Below are 18041 nucleotides of genomic sequence, written 5' to 3' on the forward strand. Positions count from 1 at the left end.
TCCCCTTACGCCTTCACAGCTGGTTTAACAATCAGATCGCACCCAGTTGCACCCGGGACGCCACCTTTGACCAGCAGCAGGTTGCGCTCAGCGTCAACACGTACTACTTCCAGGCTCTGAACGGTTACGCGCTCATTACCCAGCTGACCAGCCATTTTCTTGCCTTTGAACACTTTGCCCGGAGTCTGGTTCTGACCGATAGAACCCGGAACGCGGTGTGACAAGGAGTTACCGTGTGTAGCGTCCTGGGTACGGAAGTTCCAGCGCTTAACGGTACCTGCGAAACCTTTACCTTTAGAGGTACCGGTAACGTCTACTTTTTTAACGTCAGCGAAAATTTCAACACTGATGCTCTGGCCAACAGAGAAATCTTCACCTTCGGTGCGGAATTCCCACAGACCACGGCCAGCGTCAACGCCAGCTTTAGCAAAATGACCTGCTTCAGGCTTGCTCACACGGCTTGCTTTTTTAGCACCGGTGGTAACCTGGATAGCTTGGTAACCATCGTTGTCCAGGCCTTTGACCTGAGTAACGCGGTTTGCTTCAACTTCGATAACGGTTACTGGGATTGAAACGCCATCTTCAGTGAAGATGCGGGTCATACCCACTTTTTTACCGACTAAACCAATCATTGTATCAACCTCTCAATCGCTTGATGACCTGATTAACCCAGGCTGATCTGCACGTCAACACCGGCAGCCAGGTCCAGACGCATCAGAGCATCAACGGTTTTTTCAGTTGGCTCAACGATGTCTACCAGACGCTTGTGAGTGCGGATTTCGTACTGATCACGCGCGTCTTTGTTAACGTGCGGAGAGATCAGAACGGTAAAACGCTCTTTGCGGGTTGGCAGCGGGATCGGACCACGTACCTGCGCACCAGTGCGCTTGGCAGTCTCAACGATTTCCGCGGTTGATTGATCGATCAGGCGATGATCAAACGCTTTAAGACGGATACGGATTCTTTGGTTCGACATGAGACCAAGGCTCCAAACATTTTATAAACGAAAAGAATTACTACCCACATCCATTACGATTGATGGAGGAGTGTAATCGTTCAGCATATAACTCCCCAATTGGGAGTATTGTTAGGCGATACATAGACAGCTATCCCCTGCGATTCTGCTCGAATCGCGCCGCACCAATATCGGCAGGCCCGCGCATTATACGTAAATCTGTTTAGGAAGCAACCCGTGTTGTGTTTTTAACCACATCTATCTGGCTTTAGCCCAAAAAAACCCGCGGCAATCGTTTTTGACTGGCGCGGGCTTGCATGACATTGCTGATTGGGCATGAGACTAATGTTCGTTTTGATCTTTTAATTGAGACTGAAGATAATTTTGCAGGCCGAGTTTGTTCACCAAATCGAGTTCAGTTTCCAGCCAGTCAATGTGGCCCTCTTCTTCCGTCAGAATTTCAATCATCATATCTCTGCTGACATAGTCATGAACCTTGTCGGCATAGGCTATCGCTTCGCGCAAATCCTTTGCGCCTTCCAGTTCTAATGTCAGGTCAGACTGCAGCATTTCCGGCACGTCTTCACCGATGCGTAATCGACCGAGATCTTGCAGGTTAGGAATCCCTTCAAGAAAAAGAATGCGTTCGATGTACTTATCCGCATGCTTCATCTCATCAATCGACTCATGATACTCAACCTCATTGAGCCGGGTCAGACCCCAATTTTTGAACATACGCGCATGAAGGAAGTACTGATTAATTGCAACCAGTTCATTCCCCAGCAATTTGTTGAGATGATTTATGATTTTACCGTCGCCCTTCATTTTGCTTCCTCCGCTTCCAACTAAATAGAGCGTAGATGCGGATGAAAGGAAGTCAAAAAAACGCGACAGTTATTGTGGGTATTGAGAAGTGCAGAATTAAGCTATCAGGCTATCTCTTTGTAGAGCGGCACGTTTTGCAGTTCATCTTCCATAATTTCCCGTGCAAAGCGCACGCACTTCCCACATTGCTTGCCAATGGGAACCAGTTGACGCAATTGTTGAATCGATTTGGGTTGATAGCGGCGAACCACTTCGCGCAGAGTTTTATCACTCACGGCATTACACAAGCAGACGAACATTTACTGCGAACTCCCGTACAATTTATGATCAAATTGTAAATGAGAATGGTTTTTATTTCAAACGCAGCTTTTATGTGGGATTAATCGAGACGGTAAAGTTCAGACATAAAAAAAAGAGCACCGAAGTGCTCTTTTTCATACTGCGATGACTGCCGAAACAGCCATCAACCTTAACGCAATTAAGCGATAATTTCAGCAACAACACCCGCACCAACAGTACGGCCGCCTTCACGGATTGCGAAACGCAGACCCTGATCCATAGCGATTGGCTTGATCAGAGTTACGGTCATTTTTACGTTGTCGCCTGGCATTACCATCTCAACGCCTTCTGGCAGCTGAACGTCACCGGTCACGTCAGTAGTACGGAAGTAGAACTGAGGACGGTAGCCTTTGAAGAACGGAGTATGACGGCCGCCTTCATCTTTAGACAGAACGTAAACTTCTGAAGTGAACTGGGTGTGTGGCTTGATTGAACCCGGCTTAGCCAGAACCTGGCCACGCTCGATGTCTTCACGCTTGATACCACGCAGCAGAACACCACAGTTCTCGCCTGCCTGACCCTGGTCCAGCAGTTTGCGGAACATTTCAACGCCAGTACAGGTTGATTTCACTGTATCTTTAAGGCCAACAACTTCAACTTCGTCGCCCACTTTAACGATACCGCGCTCAACACGACCGGTAACAACAGTACCACGGCCAGAGATTGAGAATACGTCTTCGATTGGCAGCAGGAACGGCATGTCGATTGCACGAACTGGCTCTGGGATATAAGTATCCAGATGCTCAGCCAGCTCAATGATTTTAGCTTCCCACTCAGCTTCGCCTTCCAGCGCTTTCAGAGCAGAACCACGAACGATTGGGGTGTCGTCGCCTGGGAAGTCATATGCTGACAGCAGGTCACGTACTTCCATCTCAACCAGTTCCAGCAGCTCTTCATCATCAACCATGTCGCACTTGTTCAGGAACACGATGATGTAAGGAACGCCAACCTGACGACCCAGCAGGATGTGCTCACGGGTCTGTGGCATAGGGCCATCAGTCGCAGCAACAACCAGGATCGCGCCGTCCATCTGCGCAGCACCGGTGATCATGTTTTTCACATAGTCGGCGTGGCCTGGGCAGTCAACGTGCGCATAGTGGCGAGTCGGGGTTTCATATTCAACGTGAGAAGTGTTGATGGTGATACCACGTGCTTTCTCTTCTGGCGCTTTATCGATCTCGTCGAATTTGCTTGCCTTACCGCCGTAGGTTTTAGCCAGAACGGTGGTGATTGCTGCAGTCAGAGTGGTTTTACCATGGTCAACGTGACCGATGGTGCCGACGTTTACGTGCAGTTTGTTACGCTGAAATTGCTCTTTCGCCATGGCGATAATTCCTTACGTTGTGCCTTCATGAGTCATGAAGGCATCAGTTCACAATTTTTAAACCGTAGCTTATTTGCTACGAGCTTCAATAACGGCCTGAGCGACGTTGTTCGGCGCATCATCGTACTTCAGGAACTCCATGGAGTAAGAAGCACGGCCTTTGGTCAGAGAACGCAGCTGGGTTGCATATCCGAACATTTCAGACAGCGGAACTTCAGCATGGATCTGAACGCCAGTAGCGTTAGATTCCTGTCCTTTGAGCATACCACGACGACGGCTAAGGTCACCGATAACGTCACCGGTGTTCTCTTCCGGAGTCTCTACTTCAACCTTCATGATTGGCTCAAGCAGCACTGGTTGTGCTTTCTTAAAGCCATCTTTAAAGGCCAAAGATGCAGCCAGTTTAAACGCCAGCTCAGAGGAGTCGACATCATGGTATGAACCGAAGTGCAGACGAACACCCAGATCAACTACCGGATAACCAGCCAGTGGACCTGATTTCAGCTGCTCCTGGAGACCTTTATCAACCGCAGGGATGTATTCAGTTGGAATCACACCGCCTTTGATATCGTTGACAAATTCGTAACCTTTCGGGTTCACACCTGGCTCCAGTGGGTACATGTCGATAACAACATGACCGTACTGACCACGACCACCTGACTGCTTGGCGTGTTTACCTTCGATATCGGTAACTTTCGCGCGAATCGCTTCACGGTAAGCAACCTGAGGTTTACCGACGTTCGCTTCAACGTTGAATTCACGCTTCATGCGGTCAACGATGATGTCGAGGTGCAGCTCACCCATACCAGCGATGATGGTCTGGTTGGTTTCTTCATCAGTCCATACACGGAATGATGGATCTTCCTTCGCCAGACGACCCAGAGCCAGACCCATTTTTTCCTGGTCAGCTTTGGTTTTCGGCTCAACGGCGATAGAGATTACCGGCTCAGGGAATTCCATACGCTCAAGAATGATGACGTTGTCTGGGTCACACAGGGTGTCACCAGTAGTTACGTCTTTCAAACCGATCGCAGCGGCGATATCGCCTGCACGAACTTCCTTGATCTCTTCACGTTTGTTCGCATGCATCTGAACGATACGGCCCAGACGCTCACGGTTTGACTTAACCGGGTTGTACACGGTGTCACCGGTGTTAACAACACCAGAGTAAACGCGGAAGAAGGTCAGGTTACCAACAAACGGGTCGGTAGCGATTTTGAACGCCAGCGCAGCAAACGGCTCTTTGTCATCGGAATGACGCTCAGCCGGCGTGTCTTTACCGTCGTCCAGCATACCGTTAATCGCGGTAACGTCAGTCGGTGCTGGCAGGTATTCAACTACCGCATCCAGCATCGCCTGAACACCTTTGTTCTTAAATGCAGAACCACAGGTAACCAGGATGATTTCGTTTTTCAGTACGCGCTTACGCAGAGAAGTTTTGATCTCTTCTTCTGTCAGTTCTTCACCGCCGAAGAATTTCTCCATCAGCTCATCAGAACCTTCAGCAGCGGCTTCAACCAGCTTCGCACGCCATTCTTCAGCCAGTTCCTGCATATCAGCTGGGATATCTTCGTAAACGAAGGTAACGCCCTGATCGGCATCGTTCCAGTTGATCGCTTTCATTTTCACCAGGTCAACAACACCGGTGAAACCTTCTTCTGCGCCGATAGCCAGTTGAAGTGGAACTGGGTTTGCACCCAAGCGCACTTGCATCTGCTCAACAACTTTCAGGAAGTTAGCACCCATGCGGTCCATTTTGTTAACGAACGCGATGCGTGGAACTTTATATTTGTTAGCCTGGCGCCATACGGTTTCAGACTGTGGCTGAACACCACCAACTGCACAGTAAACCATTACTGCGCCATCAAGCACACGCATAGAACGCTCAACTTCGATGGTGAAGTCAACGTGTCCCGGGGTGTCGATGATGTTTACGTGGTGTGGTTCAAACTGCTTAGCCATACCAGACCAGAAACAGGTAGTTGCAGCGGACGTGATGGTAATACCACGTTCCTGCTCCTGCTCCATCCAGTCCATGGTTGCTGCGCCGTCATGAACTTCACCGATTTTGTGGTTTACACCGGTGTAGAACAGAACACGTTCGGTAGTTGTAGTCTTACCGGCGTCGATGTGCGCACTGATACCAATGTTACGGTAGCGCTCAATGGGTGTTTTACGAGCCATTTGATTCCTCTGATTCTGAGACGTTCTAAGTTAAAAAAGCCCAGCAGGTGAGTCACTGGGACGCCCGCTGGGTTTATAACAACTACGTTGCTGTTACCAGCGGTAGTGTGCGAACGCCTTGTTGGCTTCAGCCATGCGGTGAACGTCTTCACGTTTCTTAACTGCAGTACCTTTGTTCTCTGCAGCATCAGAAAGTTCGTTCGCCAGGCGGAGAGCCATAGATTTATCACCGCGTTTACGAGCAGCTTCTACGATCCAACGCATTGCCAGGGCATTACGACGAACCGGACGGACTTCAACTGGAACCTGGTAGGTAGAACCACCAACGCGACGTGACTTAACTTCGACAGTCGGACGTACGTTTTCGAGAGCAACCTCGAACGCTTCCAGGCCATCTTTACCAGCGCGTTGAGCCAGGGTATCAAGCGCGGTATAGACGATAGATTCAGCAGTAGATTTTTTACCATCTACCATCAGGATATTTACAAATTTAGCCAGCAGCTCTGATCCGAACTTAGGATCCGGCAGAATTTTACGCTGACCAATGACGCGACGACGTGGCATGGAAATACTCCGTTGTTAATTCAGGATTGTCCAAAACTCTACGAGTTTAGTTTGACATTTAAGTTAAAACGTTTGGCCTTACTTAACGGAGAACCATTAAGCCTTTGGCTTCTTCACGCCGTACTTGGAGCGTGACTGCTTACGGTCTTTAACACCTGAGCAGTCCAGCGCGCCACGAACGGTGTGGTAACGCACACCTGGCAAGTCTTTAACACGACCGCCACGGATCAGGATCACGGAGTGCTCCTGCAGGTTATGACCTTCACCGCCGATGTAGGAGGTAACTTCAAAACCGTTAGTCAAACGCACACGGCAAACTTTACGCAGTGCTGAGTTTGGTTTTTTAGGGGTAGTGGTGTACACACGAGTACATACACCACGTTTCTGCGGGCAAGCTTCCAGCGCAGGCACGTTGCTCTTTGCAACTTTGCGTACGCGTGGTTTGCGAACCAGCTGGTTAACTGTTGCCATTAAATAGCTCCTGGGATTTAGCTTTTTGCTTCGTAAACACGTAATAAATCGCCTCGTATTACTACGAGGAGGCAGAATTTTAGGGCTGTGTCAAAAGGGTGTCAAGAAATAACCAGGTTTTCGCTCTTACCAGGCCACTTGTTGTTGGTGCTTCGCTGTCAACGCAACGAAACCAGTATAGTCTAAACGTGCTACTTTGGTCGAAATTTGCTCAATCAGGCCGCGCGCCGCCACATCTTCTTCTAATACCCACAGCGTAGCCGGCGATGCGCTGAGCCTGGTTAACACCTGGCTGCCAGCCAATGCGGCAGTTACGCCATCCTGCAATAAAAGCAGATCGTCGCCTTCCTGCAATAAAAGCAGCAGGCTATCGAGATCGCATTGCCAGGGAGATTGCAGCAACGTGTAAAGCATGATCAGTTCTCAGAATCGAATAACACGATGATAGGTAGCCAGCTTTTCGCGTAGCGATGCAGCATCCAGCACCTCAGCAGCCAGCACGCGTTCAGCCGTCAAATTTTGTCCGCGCGCCAACAGCGAATCGGCGCAGACAAAACACTGGTCGATATCGTAGAGCGCCAGCACGCCAAAGGTCGCGATGTAGTTGCGCGCCAGAATCTGCTCAGGCTGCTGGTCGCAATTGAGCTGCAGCACGCCATCCCCGATAAAGAACAGACCGATATCTTCGCTTAATGCGCCCGTCGCCAGCACAGCATCCAGCCCTTCCCTGCCCGCACTACTTCCGTGCGGTGCCTGAGTAAACAGAAACGCCACGCGGTTCATCAGAATTGCACCAGACGATCGCAGCTCAGCGCGGCTTCAGCCAGTGCGCCCAAACCGCTGAGTTCAAAACCTGGCTGTAAATTGCTGCCCGCCAGTTGTAAGCGCGCGGCTTCCTGCGCGTCGGTTACGCCACGTCGTAATGCAGCCGCCACGCAGATATTCAGTGCGGCGCCACTTTCAGCACGCAGCTGCTGCCATTCACGCACCATATCCACTTCATCGCTGGCCGGCGCGCTCAGTTGGTTGGCGTTCAACACGCCTTCACGATAGAAGAACACGCTTTCCAGCTGATGTCCGGACTTTATCAGCGCACGCGCAAACAGCAGCGCGCTGCTGGCATGTTGCGTGCCGTATGCCGGTCCGGTGACCAGCAAGGTGTAGCGCATCAGCGATCCTGCCCCTGAAAATCACCGCTTTTAAACTGGCGAATATAGAGGTAAACGGTGTGCTTGGAGATATTAAGGCGATCGGCCACCTGGTTAATCGCGTCTTTGATGTCGAAGATGCCCTTCTCATACATATTGAGCACGATCTGCCGATTCTTAGCATTGTTAGAAACGTTACGGTCAGCGCTCACTTCTTCTATTGCGAACTCCAGCGTCTGCATCACCAGGTCCTCCACCGAGCTGGCAAAATTGACGTTGGAATCCACTTGCTGCATTTCCGGCGGCATAAAAGTCGACATAATTTGTGAGAACGGCACGTCGAGGTTCATGTTGATGCACAGCAAGCCAATGACGCGCTGCTGACGATTACGAATCGCGATAGTGACCGATTTCATCAGCACGCCGCTTTTCGCGCGCGTGAAGTAGGCTCTGGAGACATTGCTGTCTGCGCCGTGCATATCGTGCAGCATACGCAGGGCCAAATCGGTAATCGGCGAACCCACTTTACGCCCGGTATGTTCACCGTTGGCGATACGCACCGCAGAACACTTCAAATCTTCCAGCGAGTGCAACACGATTTCGCAGTGCGAGCCAATTAGCATCGCCAGGCCATCGACAACGGCTTCGTAGGATTTGAGGATATCGTAGTCTGCTTGCTCGAACGGACGTTGCTCCAGTAAATCGAAGTCAGTCAGTTCACCGGGATTGAATGGATTAGACATCGAAGACATTACCCTAAATGGCTGGAGCCTGTCTCGACAGCATTGGGGCAGACTCATATGGTGATAGTTAAGCAGGCGTTAGTCTGGCAAATGTCATGGTCTTTAGCCAGACCTTTACCTCTATCTCCGAAATAAAAACGCCGCCCGTAGGCGGCGTGGTGCAGAAAGTTCAGATTACTGCGCTTTCTGATCGCCAGCGACTGGAGCCTGCGCTTTTTCATCCGCTTTCGGCGCTGGCTTGATGTCGAGCAGTTCGACATCGAACACCAGCGTGGAGTTAGCCGGAATACCCGGAACGCCATTTTTGCCGTAAGCCAGGTTCGGTGGGATCACCAGCTTGATCTTGCCGCCTTTCTTCACGTGCTTCAGACCTTCGGTCCAGCCCGGAATCACACCGTCCAGACGGAACGACAGCGGCTCGCCACGAGTATATGAGTTATCGAACTCAGTACCGTCGATCAGCGTACCTTTGTAGTTCACCACCACAGTGTCGCTGTCTTTTGGTACGTCACCGGTACCTTCTTTCTCTACCTGATACAGCAGGCCAGATTCAGTTTTCTTCACGCCTTTTTCTTTGGCGAATTTGTCAGCGTAAGCAGAGCCCTTATCAGAGTTCTCTTTCGCGTCTTTTTCCATCTTCGCCTGAGCTGCACCTTTCACGCGGCCTTCAAAGGCCTGCAGGGTTTGCTCGATCTCTTGATCAGAAAGTTTGCTCTTGCCGCCAAAGGCGTCCTGAACACCCGCGATCAACTGATCTTTATCCAGTTTGATGCCCAGCTTCTCTTGTTCCTTCAGAGAGTTGTCCATGTAGCGACCAAGGGACGCGCCAAGTGCATAGGCTGATTGCTGATCTTCGTTTTTGAAGGCAGCATTTTTCGGTGCTTGCGGCGCGGCCTGAGCGGCGTCTGCTGGAGCAGCGGCGGTTTCTGCTGCCATTGCCAGCGGTGCATTCAGCGCGAAGGCCATAGTGGTAGCTAACAATGTGACTTTAAACAGTGAATTCATCCTTTCTCCAAAACCGAAGCCTCTAACCTCGGGAATCATTGCGGACTGAGGCCCACACTATAACTTTACGTGGCAGCGGCGAACACTCCCACAATGTAATTACCCGTTTAACCTCCGACCTTTTTTGCTTCAGGAAGTTTCATCAAAGATATAGGCGTTATGCGCCGTTTCAATGCAGCATGACGCGGAAAGGTAAAATATCAGGTGATTCTGAAGCGAAACGCCGTAGAATCACGCCCGAAACAGATTAACGCGCAGCACCGCAAGATGAGGAAAGATCATGCAACCAACAGAATGGGAACAACGCCTTGAGGCGCTGGAGAGCAAGCTGGCTTTTCAGGAATACACCATCGATCAGCTCAATCAAACGGTGGTTCAGCATGAGCTGGAGATGATCAGACTGCGTGAGCAAGTCCGTCTGTTAATCGATAAAGTGAAAGATAGCGCGCCGTCGATGATCGCATCACAGTCAGAAGAAACGCCGCCGCCGCATTACTAAAAGAAAAGGCCACCCGAAGGTGGCCTTGCCAGCATCACACTGATTAGTGGCTGCAGCCGCAACCGCCAGTGCCACAACCGCCCTGGCCGTGATCATGGTCGTGGTCATGATCGTGATGATGACCATCCGCGCCATGCACGTGACCGTGCGCCAGCTCTTCTTCGGTCGCTGCACGAATCGCCACAACTTCCACGTTGAAGTTCAGGTTCTGACCCGCCAGCATGTGGTTACCATCAACCACCACGTGCTCATCTTCAACTTCGGTGATTTCAACCGGTACTGGACCTTGATCGGTTTCTGCCAGGAAGCGCATGCCAACCTGCAGTTCATCAACGCCCATAAACACGTCTTTTGGTACGCGCTGTACGAGGTTGTCATCGTATTGACCGTAAGCGTCATTCGCCGGGATATGCACGTCAAACTTATCGCCTACATCATGATTTTCCAGCGCTTTTTCCAGACCAGAAATCAGGGAACCATGACCGTGCAGATAGTCCAACGGTGCACTCACCGGTGACTCGTCAACCAACACACCGTCTTCGGTACGAACCTGATACGCCAGGCTCACCACCAGGTCTTTTGCTACTTTCATGATATCTCCTAACCGTTGAGAACTAAGATCCCGTCCCATTGGTCAATTTTGCGTGCAATAAACCAACCAGAAAGGTTCAAGACTGAGGATGCCAATAGTGTTGCGGCATACTGCTCAGCGTTAATGGCGCCGATTGTAGCGGAATTCAATCCCGCTGTAAGTTCAAGCTTAAAAAAAGCTGCGCCATTGCGCTACTCAGGATGAAAAACGCCGATCACTTGCTCGTTAGTGCGAACCTGATCGCGCACCTGCTTGTCAGCCTCACGCATCTGATGACCGCACTGAACACATTCCACCACTTCAACGTTGTTTTCACGCCACAACGCCAAGGTATCTTTTGCCTGGCACTTTGGACAAACCGCACCGGCTATAAAGCGTTTACGCATACTGTTTCCTGCCGTCGTTAATGAACGGATTAAGTAAGTATAGATCTACTCGTCATCCCAGCCGTCGAACTGGCGTTTTTCGTGCTGCATTTCGCGTTGGAAGATATCCTCCAGCTCGCGCCGCGCCTCACGCACACGTGAAACCTGCGCGCTGTCATCATGGCTTGGCACCAGTTCACGCAGCATGCGCATATCCAGACGACGGAAATGTTGCTGTGCGCGCTGCGCCTGATGCGGATGCATGCCCAGCGAGATCAGCGTTTTGCGGCCCAGCTCCAGCGCACTGGAGAACGTCTCACGTGAGAACAGCGTGACGCCCGCCTGCAACAGTTCGTGCGCCTCAACACGTCCACGCGCACGCGCCAGGATTTCCAGCTGCGGGAAGTGCTGCTGACACAGCTGCACGATGGTCATCGAATCTTCCGGATCGTTGCAGGTAATGACGATGGATTGCGCATTCTCCGCGCCCGCCGCACGCAGCAGCTCCAGCTCGGTGGCGTCGCCATAATAAACCTTATAGCCATATTTACGCATCAGGCTCACCGCCGAGATATCGCGCTCCAGCACCGTAATGCGTTTGTTGTTCGCCATCAGCAAACGGCCAACCACCTGACCAAAACGACCAAAGCCCACCACAATGACCTGCGGCTGATCGTCTTCGACGAAGTGCTTCTCGGCATTTTCATCGGGTTCATTAAAGCGATGCGCCAGTAAACGGTCGATGCCGTTCATCAGCAGCGGCGTGGTCATCATCGACAACGTCACCGTTACCAGCAGCAGCGGCATTTGGTCGCCGCTGAACATTTTGGCCGATGACGCTGCCGAGAACAGCACAAAGGCAAATTCGCCACCCTGGCTTAACACACCGGCAAACTGCTGGCGCTCTGAACTGCGCAGGCCATAAATGCGCCCCAGCACATACAGCACCAGCGTTTTCACCGTCACCAGAATCAGCACGCCCAGCAAGATTTCAGTGATGTGGGTATAAAGCACGCCGAGATTCAGCGCCATGCCAACCGAAATAAAGAACAAGCCCAACAGCAAGCCTTTGAACGGTTCGATGGCCACTTCCAGCTCGTGGCGGTATTCACTTTCCGCCAACAGAATACCGGCGATAAAAGTACCGAGCGCCATCGACAGGCCGAGCGCGTCCATAAACAGCGCCGAACCCAGCACCAGCAGCAGCGACGCGGCAGTAAACACTTCGCGTACGCCGGATGCGGCAATAAAGCGCAGAATCGGGCGCAGCAGATAACGGCCACCAATCAGCATCCCGCCGAACGCCAGCACTTTCATCCCGACTTTCAACCAGTCAACGTGACCGCTATCGCCGCCCGCCAGCAGCGGCACCAATGCCAACGCGGGAATCACCGCCAAATCCTGGAACAGCAACACCGAGAAACCGAGCTGCCCCGATTCACTGCGGTTCATGCCTTTATCGCGCATCAGCTGCAGCGCCATCGCTGTGGAAGACATCGCCAGGCCAATACCGCCAATCACCGCCGCCTGCCAGCTAAAGTCGGTCAGCCACAGCAATCCACCGAGAATGGCGGCGGAGATCAGCACCTGAGCGGCACCCACGCCAAAGATAGAACGGCGCAGCGCCCAGAGTTTCGACGGGTTCAGTTCCAGCCCGATGATGAACATCAGGAACACCACGCCGAGTTCGGAGAAGTGCAGAATCTCCTCAACGTCGCTGATGAAACCCAATCCCCACGGACCAATCGCAATACCGGCCAGCAAATAGCCCAGCACCGCGCCAATGCCAAGACGCGCCGCAATCGGCACAATCAGCACCGCCGCAACCAGATAAATGACGCCCGCCGTCAGTAACGTTTCGCCTTCCATCACACACCTCCTTGCGGCAGCGGTGAAGCCAGCCAGTCGCCGTACGCTCGGGCAAAATTACGCATCACTTCCGGCGTCTGCCGACGCGCCCAGTGAATCACCATCGGCGTCATCCAGTGCATGCGACACATCTGCGCCGTCAGCTCAAACGGACGCATGATGTCACTCATCGGATAGCGATTCAGGCCGCTAGGGTGATACGCCGCTTCCGGTTCGCCGGTGGTCACCACGCTGCGCCAGTATTTGCCTTCCAGCGCATTGCCATCCGGACCGCTGGCAAAGCCGCGCGACAGCACACGATCCAGCCACTCCTTCAGGAGCGCCGGGCAGCTGTAGGTATAAAGTGGATGTTGGAATACAACGATTTGATGTTCGCGCAGTAGCTGTTGCTCATGGTGAATATCAATAAAGAAATCCGGATAGTGGGCGTATAAATCGTGCACCGTGACGTGGTCCAGTTCCATAGCCGACTGCAGCAAAACCCGATTAGCAATCGAATCCTGTGATTCCGGATGGGCGTAAAGCAGCAATATTTTAGGTGGCTGCGACATCGTTCCCCTCCAAAGCGTCGTCACGGCACAGGAATTCCGCTACCATGCTCGACGCAACAAATTTTCTCGAATTATGTTGCCGGTAAATTAACATATTCTGACGATACGGCGCTTATGATTGTCTTTTCAGCACTACAAATTCGCCGCGGCACCAATGTGCTGCTGGATAACGCAACAGCCACCATAAACCCTGGCCAGAAAGTGGGCTTAGTGGGTAAAAACGGCTGCGGCAAATCGACGCTGCTGTCATTGCTGAAGGGCGAGATCAGCAGCGATGCAGGTAACGCCACCTTCCCAAGCAACTGGGCGCTGGCGTGGGTCAATCAGGAAACCCCGGCGCTGAGCAAACCCGCGCTGGAGTATGTTATCGACGGCGACCGTGAATATCGTCAGCTTGAATCTGAATTAGCCGACGCCAATGGGCGCAACGATGGCAACGTCATCGCCCTGGTGCACGGCAAGCTGGATGCGATTCAGGCGTGGAGCATACCTGCTCGCGCCTCAAGTTTGTTGCACGGTTTGGGCTTTAGCCAGGAACAATTAATGCGGCCGGTGAGCGATTTCTCCGGTGGCTGGCGCATGCGCCTCAACCTCGCGCAGGCGCTGGTGTGCCGTTCCGATCTGCTGCTGCTGGATGAACCGACCAACCACCTCGATCTCGATGCCGTGATCTGGCTTGAACGCTGGCTGAAAAGCTACGAAGGCACGCTGGTACTGATTTCGCACGACCGCGACTTCCTCGATCCGGTGGTCGATAAGATCATCCACATCGAACAGCAAACGATGTTTGAATACACCGGCAACTACAGCTCGTTCGAACGTCAACGCGTCGCCAAGCTGGCGCAACAGCAAGCGCTGTTCCAGAGCCAGCAGGAAAAAGTGGCGCACCTGCAAAAGTATATCGATCGCTTCCGCGCGCAGGCCACCAAAGCGAAGCAGGCGCAGAGCCGCATCAAAATGCTGGAGCGCATGGAGCTGATTGCGCCAGCACACGTCGATAACCCGTTTAGCTTCAGTTTCCGCGCGCCAGAAAGTTTGCCGAATCCGTTGCTAAAGATGGAACGCGTCACCGCCGGTTATGGCGAGCGCATCATTCTCGACGCCATCAAACTTAACCTTGTGCCGGGTTCGCGTATTGGCCTGCTGGGCCGTAACGGCGCGGGTAAATCGACGCTAATCAAACTGCTCGCCGGTGAGCTCGAGGCGCTGGATGGCAAAGTTGGCCTGGCGAAAGGCATCAAGCTCGGTTACTTCGCCCAGCATCAGCTGGAATATCTGCGCGCCGATGAATCGCCGTTGCAGCATTTGTCACGCATCGCACCGAAAGTGCTTGAGCAGCAGCTGCGCGATTATCTTGGTGGCTTCGGCTTCCAGGGCGATAAAGTCAGCGAAATCACTGAACGCTTCTCCGGCGGCGAAAAAGCGCGTCTGGTGCTGGCATTGATTGTCTGGCAGCGCCCAAACCTGCTGCTGCTCGATGAACCGACTAACCACCTCGATCTTGATATGCGTCAGGCGCTGACCGAAGCGCTAATTGATTTCGAAGGCGCGTTGGTGGTGGTCTCGCACGATCGTCATCTGTTGCGCGCCACCACCGACGATCTCTATCTGGTGCACGACGGTAAGGTCGATGTGTTTGAGGGCGATCTGGAAGATTATCAGCAGTGGCTGAGCGATCTGCAGAAGCAGCAAGCACAACAGGATGCCGCGCCGAAGCAGGATAACGGCAACAGCGCGCAATCGCGTAAAGACCAGAAACGCCGCGACGCCGAGCTGCGTGCACAAACGCAGCCGCTGCGTAAAGAGATCGAGAAACTCGAGAAGCAGATGGCGAAGTGGCAGAGTCAGCTCAGCGATGCGGAAGCGCAACTGGCTGACAGCGCGATTTACGATCAGAGCCGCAAAGCCGATTTGAACGTGGCGCTGCAGCGTCAGGCAGAAAGTAAGGCCGCGCTGGAAGAGGTCGAAATGGCATGGCTGGATGCGCAGGAACAGCTGGAGCAAATGCTGGCGGGTTGATTGTGCACGCTGTCCCCCATCCCGTCCTTCCCCCGTAAACGGGGGAAGGAGACGCTGCCACATGCAGCTTCATCACTGACATGTGGCAGCATCTTCCTCCCCCATTTTATGGGGGAGGACCGAGGAGGGGGAATGCGAGCACCATTCCAAATCAAAACGGCTTATCCCCCAACACCGTCGCACGATGCATCACTCTTCGCGCCGGATAATAATCCGCATTGGCATAATGCTGCGTCACGCGGTTATCCCAGATCGCCACATCATTCTCCTGCCAGCGCCAGCGCACCTGGAACTCCGGTTTGGCGCTATGCCAGAACAGGAAGTTAAGCAGCGCATCGCTCTCTTTTTCGCTTAAGCCCAGCAAACGTGTGGTAAACCCTTCATTCACAAACAGCGCCTTGCGTCCGCTCACCGGATGCGTACGAATCACCGGATGCTGCACAGGTGGATTTTTGGCCACCGCTTGCTGCCAACGCTGATGCTCTTCCTCGGTTTTACGGTATTTATACTCCTGGAACGACTTCTTGAAGTCGTGCTCCGCCTGCAGCCCATTCAACAGCGTCTTAAACGGCTCAGACAATGCTTCATAGGCCGCAATGCCGGTTGACCACAAGGTATCGCCGCCGCTCTCCGGTAGCAGTTTGGACGCCAGAATCGCAATTGCCGGTGGCGTTTGAATAAAGGTGACATCGGTGTGCCAGTTGTCGTTATCCGGCGGATTATCCTGATGCGTATCCAGCACGATGATCTCTTCCACGCCTTCCGCATGCGGATAGACCGGATGGATATGCAGATCGCCAAAGCGAATCGCCAGCGCGCGCTGCTGTTCCGGGGTAATCACCTGATTGCGCAGGAACAGCACCTGATGGCGCAGCAGGCCATGATAAAGCTGTTCAAACTGGGCATCGCTCAGCGGACGGCTGAGATCGACATCGCTAACCTGCGCCCCGATATGCGGGCCCAGAGCGGTAAAAGAAAGTCGTTCGTTCATTGCTGTTCTCCATTCCAGGGCGTCAGTCGGCGCTGCAAAGCGCGCAGACCCAGTTCTAAGCCAAAAGCAATCAGGGCAATCACGGCAATCCCGGCCAGCACCACGTCGGTGGCGAGGAACTCACCGGCCGACTGCACCATAAAGCCGAGTCCACGCGTAGCGGCAATCAGTTCCGCCGCCACCAGCGTTGACCAACCTACGCCGAGACCAATGCGCAAGCCGGTGAGGATTTCCGGCAGCGCGCCAGGCAGAATCACAAAGCGCAGCAGCTGCCAGCGCGATGCGCCCAGCGCCTGTGCCGCGCGAATCCGTACCTGCTGGGCATTCTTCACGCCCGCCAGCGTCGATAAGGTCACCGGCGCGAAAATCGCCAGATAAATCAGTAAAATTTTCGAGGTTTCGCCGATGCCAAACCAGATCACCATCAGCGGCAGATAAGCCAGCGGCGGCACCGGGCGATATAGTTCGATCAGCGGATCAAGCAAGCCGCGAATCGCCGGGCTCAGGCCCATGGCGATGCCGACCGGAATGCCAATCAGCGCGGCAAAGAACAGCGCCACCAGCATGCGCGCCAGGCTAGCGCCCAAGTGCTGCCAAAGCGTGGCATCCATAAAGCCTTGCGGGCTGGCAATCAATATCAACTTCTGCAGCACCACTTGCGGCGGCGGTAAAAACAGCGGTGCGACTAAGCCGAGCGCGGTTATCCCCCACCACAGCAGCAGCAACAAGCCAACGCTGAGCAGGCTGAGTGAGAACTGGCGCGAGAACGGCCAGCACAATCCGCGACGACGCGCTTGGGTTTTCTCATCAATCACCGCACTCATATAAACGCCTCACGCTGGGAAAACACCTGGTTCAGTACATATTCGCGACGTTCGATAAACGCCGGATCGGATTTGATGCTGCGGCACGCTTCCCCGGCGGCGAAGCGCTGGCCGAAGTCGAGTTTCAAACGCTCGACCACGCGGCCCGGTCCCGGCGACAGCAGCACCAGTTCGCTGGCGAGGAACACCGCTTCTTCGATGTCGTGAGTGATCAGCAGAATCTGTTTGCCGGTATCACGCCACAGCGTTAGCAGCAGAGTTTGCATCTGTTCGCGGGTAAAGGCGTCCAGTGCACCGAACGGCTCATCTAACAGCAGCAACTGAGGATCAGCCGCCAGCGCACGCGCAATGCCCACGCGCTGACGTTGCCCCCCAGAGAGCTGCCAGATAAAACGCTGTTCTGCCCCTTCCAGTCCTACTTTGCGGATCAAACGGCGTGCGATGGTATGACGCTCTGCCTTCGCCATCCCCGCCAGTTGCAAGCCGAACGAAACGTTATCAATCACATTGCGCCACGGCAGCAAGCCTTCATTCTGGAATACTACGCCGCGTTCCGCGCCCGGTCCTTCCACCTTGTTGCCATCCAGCGTAATGCTGCCAGATTCCAGCGGCAGAAAACCGGCGATGAGGTTCAGCAGCGTGGTTTTGCCACAGCCGGAAGGGCCCAACACCACCAGCAGGTCTCGGCTGCCCAGCTGCAGGTTGATGTCCTGTAGCGCGGGTTGTCCGGCGTAACGCGCATTGAGATGGGTGATGTTAAGCATACGGCCTCC

At 53.4% G+C, this 18041-nt stretch carries 22 protein-coding genes; 2 read left to right on the plus strand and 20 right to left on the minus strand.

Going from position 1 to position 18041, the window contains the following annotated elements:
* Positions 1-5: 5 nt before the first annotated feature.
* The 13 genes from rplC to fkpA form a co-directional block, all read right to left on the minus strand.
* Positions 6-632, minus strand: a complete 627-nt coding sequence (gene rplC, locus NQH49_RS17765) for a 50S ribosomal protein L3 (protein ID WP_008104741.1) — start codon at positions 630-632, stop codon at positions 6-8.
* 32 nt (positions 633-664) lie between these two features.
* The gene (gene rpsJ, locus NQH49_RS17770; RefSeq protein ID WP_006120582.1) at positions 665-976 is read right to left on the minus strand and encodes a 30S ribosomal protein S10; all 312 of its coding nucleotides are present in this window, start codon (positions 974-976) and stop codon (positions 665-667) included.
* Positions 977-1297: 321 nt separating this feature from the next.
* Entirely contained in the window at positions 1298-1780 is a 483-nt protein-coding gene (gene bfr / locus NQH49_RS17775) for a bacterioferritin (protein ID WP_256697627.1), read from the minus strand.
* Between the two features lie 104 nt (positions 1781-1884).
* A complete protein-coding gene (bfd, locus tag NQH49_RS17780) occupies positions 1885-2079 on the minus strand; it encodes a bacterioferritin-associated ferredoxin (protein WP_256697629.1) in 195 nt (64 codons plus the stop codon).
* Positions 2080-2258: 179 nt separating this feature from the next.
* Entirely contained in the window at positions 2259-3443 is a 1185-nt protein-coding gene (tuf, locus tag NQH49_RS17785) for an elongation factor Tu (protein ID WP_256697630.1), read from the minus strand.
* A 69-nt stretch (positions 3444-3512) separates the two neighbouring features.
* Positions 3513-5627, minus strand: a complete 2115-nt coding sequence (gene fusA, locus NQH49_RS17790; protein WP_256697631.1) for an elongation factor G — start codon at positions 5625-5627, stop codon at positions 3513-3515.
* A 93-nt stretch (positions 5628-5720) separates the two neighbouring features.
* A complete protein-coding gene (gene rpsG, locus NQH49_RS17795) occupies positions 5721-6191 on the minus strand; it encodes a 30S ribosomal protein S7 (protein ID WP_007886246.1) in 471 nt (156 codons plus the stop codon).
* Between the two features lie 96 nt (positions 6192-6287).
* On the minus strand, positions 6288-6662 hold the full coding sequence (rpsL, locus tag NQH49_RS17800; protein WP_006120575.1) for a 30S ribosomal protein S12: 375 nt from the start codon (positions 6660-6662) through the stop codon (positions 6288-6290).
* A 126-nt stretch (positions 6663-6788) separates the two neighbouring features.
* Positions 6789-7076 (minus strand): sulfurtransferase complex subunit TusB, encoded by a 288-nt coding sequence (gene tusB / locus NQH49_RS17805; protein WP_256697632.1) that lies wholly within the window; start codon positions 7074-7076, stop codon positions 6789-6791.
* A 9-nt stretch (positions 7077-7085) separates the two neighbouring features.
* Positions 7086-7445: a sulfurtransferase complex subunit TusC gene (gene tusC, locus NQH49_RS17810; RefSeq protein ID WP_256697633.1), complete on the minus strand. Its 360-nt coding sequence runs from the start codon at positions 7443-7445 to the stop codon at positions 7086-7088.
* The gene (gene tusD / locus NQH49_RS17815) at positions 7445-7831 is read right to left on the minus strand and encodes a sulfurtransferase complex subunit TusD (protein ID WP_256697634.1); all 387 of its coding nucleotides are present in this window, start codon (positions 7829-7831) and stop codon (positions 7445-7447) included. The genes tusC and tusD overlap by 1 nt, the downstream gene beginning before the upstream one ends.
* Positions 7831-8553, minus strand: coding sequence for a helix-turn-helix transcriptional regulator (locus tag NQH49_RS17820; protein WP_007886240.1), 723 nt, complete (start codon positions 8551-8553; stop codon positions 7831-7833). Before NQH49_RS17820 ends, tusD begins: the two co-directional genes overlap by 1 nt.
* A 174-nt stretch (positions 8554-8727) precedes the next feature.
* Positions 8728-9558, minus strand: coding sequence for an FKBP-type peptidyl-prolyl cis-trans isomerase (gene fkpA, locus NQH49_RS17825; RefSeq protein WP_008102198.1), 831 nt, complete (start codon positions 9556-9558; stop codon positions 8728-8730).
* Between the two features lie 280 nt (positions 9559-9838).
* On the opposite strand from fkpA, the gene NQH49_RS17830 reads away from it, so the two are divergent.
* Entirely contained in the window at positions 9839-10057 is a 219-nt protein-coding gene (locus tag NQH49_RS17830) for a protein SlyX (RefSeq protein ID WP_008102200.1), read from the plus strand.
* A 43-nt stretch (positions 10058-10100) separates the two neighbouring features.
* Here the strand turns inward: NQH49_RS17830 and slyD are convergent, their stop codons facing one another.
* The 4 genes from slyD to kefG form a co-directional block, all read right to left on the minus strand.
* Positions 10101-10649 carry a peptidylprolyl isomerase gene (slyD, locus tag NQH49_RS17835; RefSeq protein WP_256697636.1) on the minus strand — a complete coding sequence of 183 codons (549 nt, stop codon included), beginning with the start codon at positions 10647-10649 and terminating at the stop codon, positions 10101-10103.
* Between the two features lie 191 nt (positions 10650-10840).
* Positions 10841-11035 carry a YheV family putative zinc ribbon protein gene (locus tag NQH49_RS17840; protein ID WP_008101839.1) on the minus strand — a complete coding sequence of 65 codons (195 nt, stop codon included), beginning with the start codon at positions 11033-11035 and terminating at the stop codon, positions 10841-10843.
* Between the two features lie 45 nt (positions 11036-11080).
* Entirely contained in the window at positions 11081-12883 is a 1803-nt protein-coding gene (gene kefB, locus NQH49_RS17845) for a glutathione-regulated potassium-efflux system protein KefB (protein WP_008101837.1), read from the minus strand.
* Positions 12883-13434 carry a glutathione-regulated potassium-efflux system ancillary protein KefG gene (gene kefG, locus NQH49_RS17850; protein WP_256697638.1) on the minus strand — a complete coding sequence of 184 codons (552 nt, stop codon included), beginning with the start codon at positions 13432-13434 and terminating at the stop codon, positions 12883-12885. The genes kefB and kefG overlap by 1 nt, the downstream gene beginning before the upstream one ends.
* A gap of 114 nt (positions 13435-13548) precedes the next feature.
* Between kefG and NQH49_RS17855 the strand changes: the two genes are divergently transcribed.
* The gene (locus NQH49_RS17855; protein ID WP_256697640.1) at positions 13549-15453 is read left to right on the plus strand and encodes an ABC transporter ATP-binding protein; all 1905 of its coding nucleotides are present in this window, start codon (positions 13549-13551) and stop codon (positions 15451-15453) included.
* A gap of 151 nt (positions 15454-15604) precedes the next feature.
* Here NQH49_RS17855 and tauD read toward each other — a convergent pair whose 3' ends face one another.
* The 3 genes from tauD to tauB are packed head-to-tail and all read right to left on the minus strand — an operon-like array spanning position 15605 to position 18032.
* Positions 15605-16444 carry a taurine dioxygenase gene (tauD, locus tag NQH49_RS17860; protein ID WP_256697641.1) on the minus strand — a complete coding sequence of 280 codons (840 nt, stop codon included), beginning with the start codon at positions 16442-16444 and terminating at the stop codon, positions 15605-15607.
* On the minus strand, positions 16441-17268 hold the full coding sequence (gene tauC / locus NQH49_RS17865) for a taurine ABC transporter permease TauC (RefSeq protein ID WP_256697642.1): 828 nt from the start codon (positions 17266-17268) through the stop codon (positions 16441-16443). The genes tauD and tauC overlap by 4 nt, the downstream gene beginning before the upstream one ends.
* Positions 17265-18032: a taurine ABC transporter ATP-binding subunit gene (gene tauB / locus NQH49_RS17870; protein ID WP_256697643.1), complete on the minus strand. Its 768-nt coding sequence runs from the start codon at positions 18030-18032 to the stop codon at positions 17265-17267. Before tauB ends, tauC begins: the two co-directional genes overlap by 4 nt.
* Positions 18033-18041: the final 9 nt, after the last annotated feature.

Source organism: Pantoea trifolii (assembly GCF_024506435.1).
GTDB classification, from domain to species: domain Bacteria; phylum Pseudomonadota; class Gammaproteobacteria; order Enterobacterales; family Enterobacteriaceae; genus Pantoea; species Pantoea trifolii.